This window comes from Wujia sp. (genome assembly GCF_056872695.1).
Genome location: NZ_DBMFCD010000003.1, coordinates 83,351 through 98,769 on the forward strand (window position 1 = coordinate 83,351; position 15,419 = coordinate 98,769).

Below are 15,419 nucleotides of genomic sequence, written 5' to 3' on the forward strand. Positions count from 1 at the left end.
ACATTTATTCCTTTCTATATTCATATTCTTCCCGTACTCTGTCCTCAATATCTACCGGACATTCCCGTCATCTATACAAATCGTTCTGCCGCTATCCTTTATTATGTATTTTTATATGGTTGTTTTGGGATAAGCATTTTTGAATGGTTCTCTCAATTTTTTCCCTATCCAGCGGTTTTGCAAGATGTGCATTCATTCCTGCAAGCCGGCTTCTGATCATATCATCAGAAAAAGAATTGGCTGACATTGCTATGATAGGAATGATTTCCGCATCTGTTCGTTTCAGTGCCCGGATTTTGCGGGTCGCATCTAATCCGTTTAACACCGGCATCATGATATCCATCAGAATTACATTGTAGTATCCCGGCACTGATTTTTCAAACATTTCTACCGCTTCCTGACCATTTACCGCACCTTCCACTGTCATTCCCTGATCTTCCAGAATAAATCTTGCAATTTCCATATTCAGTTCATTATCTTCTACCAGAAGTACCCGAAGTCCCTGCAAGGAAATCGTTTTGTAGTCCTGAACTGCATTGATATCGTTGTCAGTGCCTATCTTAAATGGTATCCGGACAGTTGCTGTAGTACCAACACCTTTTTCACTCTCCAGACAGATGGTTCCGTGCAGCCGGTCTGTCAGTTTTTTTGCGATTGCAAGTCCAAGACCGGTTCCTTCATATCTGGTACGGCTGCTTTCGTTTTCCTGAGAAAACAGTTCAAATGCATGTTCGGTAAACTCTTTGCTCATTCCAATTCCATGATCTTTGCAGACAAATTCACAAATCACATTCTTATCATCTAACTGCTCTTCGATGCAGTTCACAGATATGGTACTTCCAATGTGCGAAAATTTAATCGCATTATCGGCAAGAATTGATAAGATTCTCGCTGTATAAAGAGGGTTACCCACCAGATACTGATTGGTAAATGAGCTTTTTCCCCACTCAACGATATACTCTATCTGCTTTTCTTCTGCTTTGATCCAGGCTGCTTCATTTACTGTTCTTAACATATCTGTGATATCAAACGTCATATCCTGGTTGACGCTCTCACCAGATTGCAGCTTATTCATATCCAGAATGTCATTCACCATAGATAACAGGTATTTTGACAATTCTCTAATCTGCTTTCTACATTTTTCCTGCATCTGCAGATCATCTGGAAATTCTTCCGCCATATCGAGCAGACCTATGATCCCATTCATCGGAGTGCGGATATCATGGCTCATATTCGACAGAAAACGGGTCTTCAACGCAGTTTCATGCTTGGCTTCTGCCGCCCTTAAGGCAAGCCGCTGTTCCTTTCTTTTTTCATCATTGATCGATCTGACTGCACACAGGACATGGGTTACACGTCCGTGCTCATCTCTTTTCTTCACGATCAGGCGGGTTCTGTGCCAGTCTCCATTCACTGTACGATATTCCATGGATATGGATTCCTTGTCCTGTAAGCGTTCTGCCATTGTTGAAACATCACAGAATAACAGAAAAGCCTCCAAATACTCTTCTGCGACTATCTGCTCACAATTATGGCGGAGTGTCTTACTCATCTCCCCTTTAAGCTTTGCCGTTGCCGGAAAGTTTTCTTCTCCGGATACAACCTCATAATAGTCAGCTTCGAGGTCAATTCTGGAAATATAATTATAACTTTTACCGATTGCTGAAATAATCTCGTTTTTCAGCGTTGCATCTTCCAGAGCCTTTTTAAGTCTGTCCTGAATCTGTTTTTCTTTCACCATGACTTCATCAATATGACGGATTCCCACAAGGATTATGAACTCCGAATCCTCTGTTTCACCATTAAGTTTCACTGCCTGTACTTCAAAATACTGTCGATCTCCCGCATTTGGAATACTCCTGTAATGAAATACGAATCTATCCATGCTGCAAAGCTGTTCTTTCAAATATTGATACGAAAAACATTTTTTGAATTCCGCTCTTTCGTCTTCCGGCACATACTCCTTAGCATACTGAGCCACATAGTCGTGAAACATTTCATACGTCTTCTGTTTTTCATTCAACATTTTAAGCGCATTTGTATTTTGTGCCAGTTTTAGTGTCTCAAACTTTCCGGAATTGAGATCCACAACATACACTGACGTAAAATCCATGCAGAGCTTTTCCATGATATATTTGCTGTATTCTAATTGTTTCAGAATTTTTTTCAATTCTTCACCGTCTTTCTCAATTTCATTCACACAAGATTATTTCATATTTTCAATTATCCTGTTTATTCAATACAGAAAGAATGATTTTTTCCATCTTCTCAATATTAATCGGTTTGGCAATGTGTCCATTCATGCCGGCGTCTAATGCTCTTTTTCTGTCTTCTGCAAAGGCATCTGCTGTCATGGCAACGATCGGGATCTCTGCCTTCTTGTTGTCATTTAAATGCCGGATACACCGGGCTGTCTGATAACCATCCATATTTGGCATCTGGATATCCATAAGTATCAGATCATATGTTCCGTATGGCATCTGCTCGATTCTGTTCACACACTGAATTCCATCTTCCACACGTTCGATAACAATACCTGTATCTTCCAGAACTGCCATCGCAATTTCTGCATTCAGATCATTATCCTCCGCCAGCAGAACATGCTTTCCACGCAGGGGTTCTACTATATCAGATACATCTGCTGTTTCTATCTCCTGGTTGTAATATTTCTTATCCGCTATTTTATGCATCAGCGTAACTGTAAATACGGTTCCTTTTCCCAGTTTGCTTTCCACTTCAAGACTGCCGCCCATCAGATCAACCATTTTCTTTACGATTGCCATTCCAAGACCGGTTCCTCCGACTTTTCCGGTCGTTGTATTATATTCACGGCTGAACGGTTCGAATAACGTTGGAAGATATTCCTCGCTCATGCCAATACCGGTATCCGCTACCTCGGATTTTATCTTTATATATCCTTCTTTTTCACATGGCAGTTCCTGTACAGTGATTGTTACATCTCCACCTCTCGGAGTGTATTTAATAGCATTACTGACAAGATTTACATATATTTCCCTTATTTTTGTACCATCACACAGGATATTTCTATGTGTAACCTGCATACTGCCGCTTAGATGAATTTCCTTTTCTTCCGCTTCCGACGAAAACGTACTTATGATTTCATCTACTACCTCGCCAACTCTCTCATAATTCTCATCTAGGTTCATCTTGCCGCTTTCAATCCGGGCCATATCCAGTACATTATTGATGATGGACAATAACAGTTTCCCGGATTGTTCAATTTTCTTCTGATAATCCAGTTGCTTTGGTTCTGTCAACAGTGATTTCATCAGCTGGTTATATCCCAGGATCACGTTCATCGGCGTCCGGATGTCGTGGGACATATTATTCAGGAATTCTGTTTTGGCTTTATTGGCATTTTCGGCAGCAGCATATGCTTTCTTCAGCTTTTCTTCCTGGTCACGCTCTTTTTTTATCAGACAGTCAATATTTCTTGTTCCGACTACAGCCATCCTTGTTCCATCTTTTTTCTTTACGTATGCCACTCTTACCTGATAATATTTAATCCCTGTTTCCGACTTAAACTCGTATGTCAAGGAATAATCCTCTTCCTGTGAACGCAGGGCTTCCAGACCCAGCTGCTTTTCAAATTTTCCGCTGGTGTTATCAGATACCATCGTCTTGGCATAAGAAGGAATTATTTTTGACCATCTCTTCCCACATTTTCTGCAAAAATCCGAAATAATCTTTCCACTCTCACCTAACTCGCGATAGGGAAACACCTGATCCTTGTCCAAATCTACTGCGAGAACAGAGAAATATACTTTTCCAAGACCTTCGAGAATCTCTCTTTGAAACTCTATCTCCTTCTCTTTTTTAATAATTTCATCTACAGAATAGAAACCAAGGATAATCTTAAAATGCTCTTCCTCATCGGATAGTCGTATTGCTCTTGCCAGGAAATGTGTGGAACCCGTCCCATTCGGTATGGTCTTATGATAAAGCTCTATATTGTCCTTTTCTTTTAATTCGTTCATAAGATGATCCGGCAAAAGTCTTTCCAGATACTCCGGGGCAGATTCTTTGATCAGAACATTTTCAAAAAAATATCGGACTCTCTCCGAATAGCAGTTACTCCCACAAACTAACTGCTGCTTTTCTTCAGGGGCATTGTGTATAAAGGTATCCCCTTTTACCACTTCAAATGTATCCTGCTTTAAATCACACAAAAGTACCGTTGTATAATCCATGGTCAAAGCTGATAAAACCCTGTTACGTTCGTTTAGAATCCGGTTGCTGTATTCCTGTTCTTTCTCTTTTTTCTCTTTTTCCTTCACAAAATCCGTAATATCTGTAATATTTCCCTGAAAAAAGGTCTGGTTCCCGGATTTCACCAATGTTGTGGCATCTGTGACCCAGTGATAGCCATCCTTTCCAAGCACCCGGTAAATCTGATCCTGCCCGGTAAATCCATTCCCGCATGTATCAAGAATCCGGATAGCATATTCTGCGCAAAGATTTCGGTCATCCGGATGCAGCATATTATCAAATTTATTATCGAATTCTGTCTTGATCTCTTCTCTGGTCCACCCGAGAATCGCAAGAAACCTGTTACTGATATATATAAATGGGTGACCCTCCTCCAGGGAACATCTGTGATAACCACCAGGCATTTGATCGATCGTCGCCTGCGACAGCATAGTTTGCTCTTCCAATTTCTTATGTCGTTCCACGAAAGATGTCATATCATAGCAGGCACTGATAATCGCCAGTTTTCCCTCCTCTGTCCGCATGACTTTTCCTTTATCAACCGTCCAGAACCATGATCCGTCTTTTCGTGACATACGATATGTGGTCTCATAAGTTAATCCCTCATAATACTCATCCCCGATATCCTTTAGAACCTGTCCTCTGTCATCAGGATGAATCGTATTAATAACTTTTCCGTCAATTGCTTCAACCAATTCTTCCACTGTATCGTAACCAAGCATCCGTGCCATCTCTTCATTGGCATAATAAACCGGAAACTCATCCTCACAATATCCACCGATTAGTCCGCTGGTTTCCCCCATGGACATAAAATCTGCAAGCAGCTCCTTTTGTACTTTGTCTGAGATTATTAACTGTTTCATATTTCTCCCCTTGTATCGGTTTTTATACTTCCTACCGCCTCTTCCAACGTCTTCTTATCAACCGGTTTGAAATACAAGCTTCATACCGGCTAACCCCAAATTACATACATTTTTCTTTCCTGCTAAACTTATTATGACTATTTCAACAAAAAAAGACACTCCCAAAAACAGACAGTGTACATAGTTTCATGCAACTGGCTGCCATTTTACAGGCCCTCTAGCTTTGCGTCACAGACTTTCGTCTGCTTTGCCCACAATTTTTTTATTATACTCTTCATATTTTTTAGTGTCTATGTTTTTTTGCATCATCGGCAAAAATTGAAAAAATATCTGCAAATCCATCAGAGAACCGTCAACTTTCCCTTAAAATTCATACTTTCTTAACTCACAATTCTTTATCCCAAATGCTGCAAATTCCTCGTTCGTCATATCACGGAAATACGACTCAATAATACGTGAAATTCCGTTATGTGCCACCAACAGGTACACCGTCCCTTCGCTTTCCGCTTCTTTCTTAATATCATCCAGCAGATTATAGATTCTCTGGGAAAGCTTCAACATGGACTCCCCACCACCATAACTGTTGACAAACTGCGCCTTGGCAACAGAAAATTCCGCACCATTTCGCGGGGTGGACTCATACCGTCCAAAATTCTGCTCCTTCAATCGCAGCTCTTCCTCTGCCGGAACGCCGGTCACTTCTGCGATATGCTTTGCGGTATCTGCCGCACGCACGAGCGGTGAATACAGAATCTTATCAATATGGATTCCTGCTGCCTTCATCCGTTCACCCAATTCTTTTGCCTGTGTATGTCCAAGTTCTGTAAGTGCAATATCCGTCGCGCCACAGATTTTATTCTCTACATTCCAGATTGTCTGTCCATGTCTTGTAAAATAGAAGTATGCCATCGTATCTGTTCCTCCTGTCTTTTCTACCAAGATACTACCATATCTAATCCTTAAATTCCACCGCATGTTTCCGCTTCCAGATCGGGAAGAGATTCCGCTGGCAGATATAATTCTCACGCTCTTTGATTCCAACCGCGTGAAAAAATGTCTTCCACATATCGGTATATTCATCCTCGTACTCCTCCGTCTTCCGAAGCGTCTCAAATTCCGCATCGGTCAGATAGCGCAGGTAATTCGTCCCATCCTTCGGATGTACACACGCGGTCTTCCTTGTATCATCAATGATCATCCAATGCTCCGATGGCATACGATCTGCAAAATGTCTGCCAACCAGCATGATCACATCGCTTTTCGGTTCCAGATGACTCACATAGACTTTCCCATTTAACGACTGAAACCGCGCAAATTCCCGGAAATGGTGGCTCTCATTCCCCACCTTCCGCCGTAGCTCCAATATCCGCATCACATGCGGGTTCGTATAATAATCAAGCACACGGCAGCCAGCGGCGAATCCTACCCGCAGGAAATTATAGATTACCTGCAATGCATCTTCCTCTGCGGAAAGCGTCGCATAATAGACATCCAGATACGCCTCATCCGAGATATCTCTCCGGATGGAACGGATCACCTTCTCTGCCTTTTTGGCATCGCCGTCCACATGAATGTACTCATCGAACATCGTCTGTTGAAATACCGGCTCTTTCTTCACTTGTATCTGATCATGACCGACCTGCAAGGCTTCCACCCATGCATCATAGATGCAGGTCATAATATCCTCCAGCCGGTCTTTACATGTATATATCTTCATAACTACAATCTACCCAATTCCGAAATCCGCCAGAGACATCTGCGTGAACGATTCATTCGCATGCTCTGCCCTCCATATATCCTTCTGGTCGACGCCGGTCAACTGCCTTGTGATATACCCTTCCTCGACCGGTGTGTGATACATCTGCCTGCCGTCGCAGGTAATGAAATATTGCGCCCGTTTCAACACGACACCCATCTTCTTCAAGGAAGCGAAATCCAGCCTGCCATAACGTCTTGCATATGTGATCCGCCCTGCCGATTTCGGTCCGATGCCCGGCACACGCAAGAGCATCGCATAGCTTGCCGTCTGCACTTCCACCGGAAATTGCTCCAGATGCCGCAGCGCCCAGTCACACTTCGGATCAACCAGTTCATTGAAATTCGGCTTCTCTTCCGATAACAATTCTCCCGCCTGGAATCCATAGAACCGGAGCAGCCAGTCCGCCTGATACAACCGGTGTTCCCGCAGGAGCGGTGGCGGTGTTCCAATCTGCGGCAATACTTTATCCTCATTCAGCGGAATATATGCCGAATAAAAGACTCGCTTCAAATCGAAGCCCTGATACAACTGCTGTGTCGTCTGCAGCAACGTATAATCGCTCTCGCCGGTTGCCCCGATAATCATCTGCGTGCTCTGCCCCGCCGGTGCAAACCGCCGCTTTAATTTCGACATATCAAGTGGTGCAAGCTGGTATGCGTTGTCCCATGTGAGAGCGCTATCCAGAACCGTTCCATTCATCTTCGCAGCCAAAGCCTCAATCGTAGATTGTGCCTGATCATGCATGGTCTCTCCATTCCCCGACCGACCGTTCCGCTCTTTTTCCTCTTTTAATTTTCCTGCATCCAGTTTTCCATTTGTAATACTATTTGATTCTACAACACCATCCTGTACAGCAGACCTGTTTCCATAAGCACTCGCAGACTCCCGAACCACTGCCCCATCCGCAGCGATTTTCCCTGCGTCCTTCTCCTTCATCAATCCATCTGCAAACTGCTTCTTTGACGCAGTCCCGAAGATACTCTGACTTAAGAACTGATTGCCCTTGCTCCGCTCCATGTGTGCGGATTTCCCGATTGCCATCCGATGGGACGCAATCGTGTTCCGCACCTTTCCCATCGGATCTAAGATTGTCTGCATCGTCTTATTCGGTGCCAGTGTCCGCAATCCTTCCTCTGTCGGCAGCTCCATATTCACGCTGATACGGTCTGCCAGATATCCCGCTGCCGCAAGCAGTTCATCCGATGCACCCGGAATCGTCTTCACATGGATGTATCCGTTAAAATGGTATTTCGTCCGAAGCAGAAGCAACGTCTCACACATCTTCTCCATCGTGTAGGTCGGGTTCTTCAGAACACCGGAGCTTAAGAACAGGCCTTCAATATAATTCCGCTTGTAAAACTCCACCGTGAGCTCGCAGATCTCCTGCGGCGTGAAGGTCGCGCGCTTCACATCATTGCTTGCGCGGTTGATGCAGTATTTGCAATCATAGACGCAGTGATTCGTCATCAATATCTTAAGCAGGGAGATACATCTGCCATCCGAAGCAAAGCTGTGGCAGATGCCGCAAGCTGCCGCATTGCCAAGTTCTCCTTTCTTCCCCCGGCGATCCGATCCGCTGGACGTGCACGCCACATCGTACTTGGCAGCATCCGCAAGAATCTGCAGCTTCTCCTGTGTTGTATATTCTTCTATGTAATTGTTCGTCATTTCTATACTCATAGTTTCATTATACGAACAAATGTTCTTGATTGCAAGGACTTTTGCAAACATTTGTTTGCATTTGTTCAAATTTATCTGAAAACAGCAAAACAGGCGATGCAGAAATTCCACTTCGCCTGTTTTTAGGATTACGCCACCACCCGTTTCTTAGCCGACACGATATTTGCCACAATAATATAGAACGCACCATATCCAGCCATCGCCAGCATATTGATAAATACCGGTCTCAGTGCAGATACACTTACCGTCTCCAGCGTCTTAAGATATTCATTCGTCTGAATATACCAGTACGCCGGGAAGATACGACCCACGGCAAGCACGCCATCCGGCAGCCACTCAACCGGGATAAATGCACCACACAGAAATGCCGAGCCAAGTGCCACAACATTCACGATTCCATTGACCGCCTCCTTGTTGTTGAAGATGCTTGATATCAGGAATGCCATTGTCAATGCACACAAGGTGAATACGAACGAATTTGCCAGATACATGGCTCCCTGCGCACTGAACATTACCTTCCCGACGATCACGAAACTGATCAGACTGTAAAACAACCATAATGCGATTGCAAAAAGCAGATTCGATGCAAGCAGGATCGCATTGTGCTTCTTATAATTCATACTGCTGACCGTGATACGTTTGCGGATTGGCAGCTCCTGGAAACTCGTAAGCACCAGACAGATCACGAAGATCGCACCGGCAAGCAGACTGTAGCTTGCAAAATTATAATAACCCGCTGCCTTAGACATACTGTTTGTATCAAGTGTCGTCGTCACATGTACGGTTGATGTCTGTTCCAAAGTCTGCGTGATATCCTTGCAGACTTCCTCCTCATTCAGAGATATGTTTATTTCATCCGGATTCGCCTGCAGTGCGACATCCACGTAGTTTTGCTGTATGGCAAGATAGCTTTCAACCATCATCTGTGCGAAGCTCGCATCCGCGGTCTGGCTGCTCTTATATCGAAGTTCCGGGTTTTCGCCGTTCAGTACCGCCTGCCGGTAGCCCTGTGGAATATAGATTACAAATGCCACCTGCCGGTAGAAGATTGCATCGTCGATTTCCTCCTCGCTTTTCAGTTCCTTCCGTTCACAGTGCGCTGCGATATAATCCGTAAAATTCTTCGTGATTCCGACATTTTCATCCTGATTCACAATGACGATTTCCGGCTTGTCTGCGGTGAACTGACTCGCCGTATCCCCACTTTTTGCGTTGATGCCACCGAACAATAAAAGCAGCACCGTATACAGGATCACCATGCCTTTACATTTGTTCAACACATGCAGAAATGCTTTAAATACTGTCATACTTCTGCCTCCTTAATCCCTGCGCGGACACAAGCAGCATGAAGGCAGAGAAGATTCCAAGACTCGCTACATCCATCCAAAAACGCTTGTCCACACCATAATAATACAGCGCATAATATCCATCCGTGATCATCGCCGCCGGGTTGATCTTGTCTAAGAACGGCACGTGCTTCTCGATGATATATTTCATGGTAATTCCCATCATGCCAGACAGGAAACAGCACGCCATCGTGATGCCGATCAGGATTCCAAGCTTTCCATTCTCGCCGGTCTTGACAACCGTTGTCACCATAATCGCAAGCGTCAGCCCCGCCAGACTTCCCGCAAGTGCCAGCAGGATCACATATGGCAGATTCTCCCCGTAATCGACTTTCATCACAAAGATCGTATACACAAACAGAATCGCAAGCCCGATCAACTGCGTACAATATGCAGCAAGCAGAGAAGAAAACATCGTCTTTGCCTTACTGATTGGAACGATGGCTGTACGCTTTCCGAGATTCCCCATGTTCGGCAGATTCCGGCTCAGCGCTGTCATTCCAAGGATACCGCCATACAGACACGCCATCGCAATCAATGTGTAATACTCAATCATCGTATAACTCATATTCGCACGGGATGCATCGACCAGGTTCGACTTTCTGCCTGCAACCTGCTCCATTACATCTTTGTAGAGCATCTCGATATCCGGCATAGCGCCCTGCTCAATCTCATTTTGTACACGTTTTTCCATGATTGCAGAGGTATGTACGATCTCGTCCACCACATATTGAAGCACCGTCTGGTTGATGCCATTTTCGTGAATCCAGATCTCCGGCTCCAAGCCATTCATGTACAGCACGCCGTCGACATCCCCATCCGAAAGCAGTGTATCCGCTTCGTCCTTCGACACATACACCGTATCAAACATCTGCTCATCGCCTGATTCATCACTCAAAGTCTCAAATGTCCGGCGGAATGCTTCATTTCCCTGGAAATCCTCGTTATCGATAATCGCAATCGGGATCACGTTCAGCTTCTCGCTGTTCTCGATATTGGAGAACGCCAGCTTGAACATCGTGCCAAGCACGAGCGGGAATACAAATGTCCAGAACAGAAGCATCCGGCTCCGCATCAGGACTTTGAATGTATACTTAAAGTTATGTCCAAACATCAGTCTCTAAGCTCCTTTCCGGTCAGCTCCAGGAACACATCGTTGAGCGTCGGCCGCTCAGAGAAGATCTTGTTACAGGTGATTCCCGCCGCACTCAGTTCCTCGATCAGCTTCGCCACGTTATTTTTTCCGCTCTTATAGGTGATTACAAGCTGATGGTCGGCATATTCTGCCTTGTCGACATTCGATGCCGCCTGCAGCTTCTCTAAGAATTCCGGCTTGAAATGCTTCGTCTCGATCGTAACCTTCTCCTCGATCTTCGCAAGTGCCTTTAACTCGTCGGATGTTCCCTGCGCAATGATCTTTCCCCTATCCAATATGATGATCCGGTCACACAGGATCTCAACTTCTTCCATATAATGTGTCGTGTAACAGATCGTCGCGCCATCATCCCGCAGCTTCCTGATACCATCCAAAATGTTGTTCCGGCTCTGCGGATCGACCGCAACCGTCGGCTCATCTAAGAAGATCAGCTTCGGCTTATGCGCGATACCACATGCGATATTCAATCGCCGGAGTAATCCGCCCGACAACTGCTTCGGATAATATTTGCGGAATTCATCCAATCCAACCAACTTGATTGCATCCTCAATATCCTTCTTCCGCTCCTGCTTATCCTTCACATACAAGCCGCAGAAATAATCGATATTCTCATACACTGTAAGCTCTTCAAACACCGCTACCTCCTGGAAGATGACTCCGATATCCCGCTTGATCTTATAGGCATCCGGTGTCATTTCTTCACCGAAAATCTTGATACTTCCCGCGCTGTATTTTAACAGCGAGAGGATGCAGTTGATCGTGGTTGATTTTCCACTTCCGTTTGGACCAAGCAGCCCAAGGATTTCTCCCTGCCGGATCTCAAACGACAGGTCATCGACCGCCTTCTTCTGTTTATATTCCTTTGTCAGATTCTTTACTTCTACAACTGCGCTCATTTCGCTTTTCCACTCTCCTTTTTATTCCCAGCAATTGCGATATTGTTTCTATATATTTCAATATTGATTTATACGATATACAATGTATTGAATCTGAGAAGTTCTAAATGTTCTGATCTATATTTCCATCCAATACGCCACCGCCGCCAATTCGCCATCCATGGCTCAGTGGCGGCTTGTTTGAACATCGTGTTCAAACATGGCTAATATAATTACAGAACATTAAGAACTTCTATGATTCAAACATATCGTATATCTTTATAAATCAATATTAAAATATATACTGAAATCAATATCGCAATTTCTGCGGTTCATATTCAATCATCCTTCGGCTTCTTGTCATACATGCTTCCGATCTTCATCTGCCTTACCGTGTCGGTCAGAAGTTCTTCAATCTGTTCATCCGTAAATGCGACGGTTCCGTTTGCAACCATGCTGGCGATTCCATGTGTGAAGATCCACACCTTCAGATGAAATGCCTCCTGTTTCTGCCTGTCATATCCTGTGAACTCTGCGCCCTTCTCTAAGATCTGATTTCCAATATTATCCTTCTCGATAAATTCCGTCGGAGAAATCTTCGAATCCCCCATAAATAACACCTTGAAGAAATCCGGATAATCCTTTGCAAACCGGATATACGCAAGTCCCATGCCCCGATATGCTTTTTCTTCCTTAGAACCTGCAATCATATACGACTGGTATATCTTCTGGATATGTGCGATCGTCGCCTGCTTTAAGTCTTCCATATTTTCAAATTGATAGAAGATCGGCTGTACCGAACAACCAAGCTCTTTCGCCACCCGGCGGGCATTGATTGCAGACAGGCCTTCTTTCTTCACCACAGCACACGCCGCCTCAATAATATCTTCCTTCAAAAACTTTGTTGCCCTTGGCATATTATCCTCCATCTTCATTTTATAACATTTGTTATGTAACTTTCGTTATATTATAAGAAATAAAAAAAGAAACGTCAAGCAGATATCGATGAAATGCAGCTACATTCCTGTCACCTGCCTGACGTTTCTATTTTCATTTTTATAATACAAGATCCTTCATCGAATGTAGCCCAATTGCCAGTGTCGATGTGTTGTGCATCAACGCTGATGTTGTCGGCTGGATCACACCTGCCACACCAAGCACGATCAGTCCGGTATTAAATCCGACGATTGTTCTGTAATTCCGGCGGATTCTTCTTGTCAGTGCGGTACTGATCTTCCGCAATGTGATCAGTTCATTCAAGTTATCTGCACCAACGGTTATATCCGCGATCTCCCGTGCAATCTCTGCACCATCGCTGATCGCAATACCGATATCCGCTGCCGAAAGTGCCGGTGAATCATTGATGCCATCACCGATCATAATAACCTTGTGCCCCTCTGCTTTTGCGCGCTCCACGTAGCTTGCCTTATCCTCCGGAAGCACCTCAGAATAATACTCATCCACACCAACCTTGCGCGCGATTGCACTCGCTGTCCGCTCACTGTCTCCGGTCATCATAACGATCTTCGCAAATCCAAGTTCCTTTAATGTCCGGATCACATCGGCTGCCTCATCCCGGATTGGATCTTCGATACAGATCACGGCAGCCAGCCGTCCTTCCACCGCCATATATAGGTGGGAGTATTCCTCCGGCAATGCATCAAACTTCTCCTGCATACCTTCCGGAATCACGCAGCCCTCATCCTCAAATACAAAATGATAGCTGCCGATAATTGTCTTTCTTCCTTCTACCGTAGTAGAAATACCATGTGCCACAATATACGACACCTTCGAGTGAACCTCTTCATGTACCAGATTCTTTTTGCTTGCTGCATCAACAACTGCACGCGCCATCGAATGTGGGAAATGTTCCTCGAGGCATGCGGCAACCCGTAGCAGTTCATCGCTATTTTCATCGCAGAAGGATACAACATCTACTACGTGCGGTGTTGCCTTTGTCAAGGTTCCGGTCTTATCAAATACAATCGTATCTGCTTCTGCCATCGCCTCTAAGAACTTGCCACCCTTCACCGTAATGCTTGACTTGCTCGCCTGCCGGATCGCAGATAAAACTGAAATCGGCATTGCCAGCTTCAGCGCACAGGAGAAATCAACCATCAATACAGACAATGCTTTCGTCACATTCCGTGTGAAAAGATACGTTGCGGCTGTTCCAAGTAATGTATATGGTACAAGCTTGTCTGCCAGATGTGACGCCTTGCTTTCCAGAGAAGATTTGAGCTTCTCGGATTCCTCGATCATCGTCACAACCTTCTCATATCGGCTCGAACCACCGACCTGTCGTACACGGATGCAAAGCTCGCCTTCCTCCAGCACGGTTCCTGCATAGACATAGGAATCTGCCTGCTTATGTACCGGCAAAGGTTCACCTGTCATAGACGCCTGATTGACCATCGCATCGCCATCGACGACGATACCATCAAATGGAATCACATTTCCAACATGAACAACAATCTCATCGTTTACACGGATAGACTCCGCAGATACCTGCACTTCCTGTCCGTCCTTCTTCAACCAGACTTTTCCGATATTCAAGGACATGCTCCGTGCAAGATCACCGACGGATTTCTTGTGTGTCCACTCCTCTAAGATCTCACCGATTCCAAGCAGGAACATGATGGATCCTGCCGTCTGGAAATCTCCACGGAATACGGATACACCGATCGCCGTGCCATCTAAAACCGGAACTTCGATCTTACGTTTTGCTAATGTTTTCAATCCGTTCATGATGTATTTTACCGAACGGATGGCAGTCAGGGTGTTCGCTATCGGCACCGGCAGTAACGCCCGGTTGATGCACCGCAGCAAAACCTTATCTACCAGTTTCTCTTTGTACTCTTCATTCACCTGTCTGCCGGAATTTACCAGATATGACTCCGGCACATCTGCCGAATCATAATGGAACCGCCGGAGTGCTGTTATCATCGCTTCCCGGCTTCCCTCATAACAGACAACCGCATCACAGGTCGAATGATTCACCTTCGCAGAACTGACATGTTTCATGCTGTCAAGATAATACTGAAGGATATCGGCTTCCCGGTACGACATATTCTTCTGTGCAACATGAAAACGAATTCTGCCCCGTATCTCATGTTTAATCACAAATTTCATTTTCTTCCGCCTGCTCTTCTGCTTCATCCTCAACTACTTGTGCCTCAGCCTCGATCTCGCGGTCTGCGTTGATCTGCTTTGCCTCAGCATAGATGTCGCTTGCATTCTCCTGTACATTTGTCACAGTTTTCATGACACAATCCTTTGCACGAAGAACTGCGGCTGTACCATGTGAGTAAACCTTCTTTGCATCACGGCTTGTCAAAAGCTTGATTCCAGCTGTTCCAAACAATACACCTGCTGCAAAAATCCCTGTTTTCTTTCCATCGATCTTCTTAAAAATATTTGACATATCTGCTTCCTCCTTGCATATAAATATTTTTTCTAAAAGAAAAGTATAGCATAATTATGTATTTTAATACAAGAAATATGCTTACT

At 44.7% G+C, this 15,419-nt stretch carries 11 protein-coding genes and 1 riboswitch; all 11 genes read right to left on the reverse strand.

The features are described 5' to 3' along the window. Positions 1 to 91: 91 nt before the first annotated feature. Positions 92 to 2,113 carry an ATP-binding response regulator gene (locus ACZQK9_RS04465; protein ID WP_483269767.1) on the reverse strand — a complete coding sequence of 674 codons (2,022 nt, stop codon included), beginning with the start codon at positions 2,111 to 2,113 and terminating at the stop codon, positions 92 to 94. A gap of 106 nt (positions 2,114 to 2,219) precedes the next feature. Then, positions 2,220 to 5,093: an ATP-binding protein gene (locus ACZQK9_RS04470; protein ID WP_483269768.1), complete on the reverse strand. Its 2,874-nt coding sequence runs from the start codon at positions 5,091 to 5,093 to the stop codon at positions 2,220 to 2,222. Between the two features lie 186 nt (positions 5,094 to 5,279). Continuing rightward, a riboswitch (cyclic di-GMP riboswitch) is annotated at positions 5,280 to 5,355 on the reverse strand. A 101-nt stretch (positions 5,356 to 5,456) separates the two neighbouring features. After that, on the reverse strand, positions 5,457 to 6,002 hold the full coding sequence (locus tag ACZQK9_RS04475; protein ID WP_483269769.1) for a histidine phosphatase family protein: 546 nt from the start codon (positions 6,000 to 6,002) through the stop codon (positions 5,457 to 5,459). A gap of 43 nt (positions 6,003 to 6,045) precedes the next feature. Then, a complete protein-coding gene (locus ACZQK9_RS04480; RefSeq protein ID WP_483269770.1) occupies positions 6,046 to 6,810 on the reverse strand; it encodes a TIGR03915 family putative DNA repair protein in 765 nt (254 codons plus the stop codon). Positions 6,811 to 6,819: 9 nt separating this feature from the next. After that, entirely contained in the window at positions 6,820 to 8,532 is a 1,713-nt protein-coding gene (locus tag ACZQK9_RS04485; RefSeq protein ID WP_483269771.1) for a putative DNA modification/repair radical SAM protein, read from the reverse strand. A 128-nt stretch (positions 8,533 to 8,660) separates the two neighbouring features. Next, complete coding sequence (locus ACZQK9_RS04490) at positions 8,661 to 9,839, reverse strand: ABC transporter permease (protein WP_483269772.1); 1,179 nt, start codon at positions 9,837 to 9,839, stop codon at positions 8,661 to 8,663. Further along, entirely contained in the window at positions 9,826 to 10,992 is a 1,167-nt protein-coding gene (locus ACZQK9_RS04495; RefSeq protein WP_483269773.1) for an ABC transporter permease, read from the reverse strand. The genes ACZQK9_RS04490 and ACZQK9_RS04495 overlap by 14 nt, the downstream gene beginning before the upstream one ends. Further along, positions 10,992 to 11,930 carry an ABC transporter ATP-binding protein gene (locus tag ACZQK9_RS04500; RefSeq protein WP_483269774.1) on the reverse strand — a complete coding sequence of 313 codons (939 nt, stop codon included), beginning with the start codon at positions 11,928 to 11,930 and terminating at the stop codon, positions 10,992 to 10,994. Before ACZQK9_RS04500 ends, ACZQK9_RS04495 begins: the two co-directional genes overlap by 1 nt. Positions 11,931 to 12,247: 317 nt before the next feature. Then, on the reverse strand, positions 12,248 to 12,826 hold the full coding sequence (locus tag ACZQK9_RS04505) for a TetR/AcrR family transcriptional regulator (RefSeq protein WP_483269775.1): 579 nt from the start codon (positions 12,824 to 12,826) through the stop codon (positions 12,248 to 12,250). 139 nt (positions 12,827 to 12,965) lie between these two features. Beyond that, a complete protein-coding gene (locus ACZQK9_RS04510; RefSeq protein WP_483269776.1) occupies positions 12,966 to 15,041 on the reverse strand; it encodes a heavy metal translocating P-type ATPase in 2,076 nt (691 codons plus the stop codon). Further along, positions 15,025 to 15,333, reverse strand: a complete 309-nt coding sequence (locus ACZQK9_RS04515) for a DUF6110 family protein (protein WP_483269777.1) — start codon at positions 15,331 to 15,333, stop codon at positions 15,025 to 15,027. The genes ACZQK9_RS04510 and ACZQK9_RS04515 overlap by 17 nt, the downstream gene beginning before the upstream one ends. Positions 15,334 to 15,419: the final 86 nt, after the last annotated feature.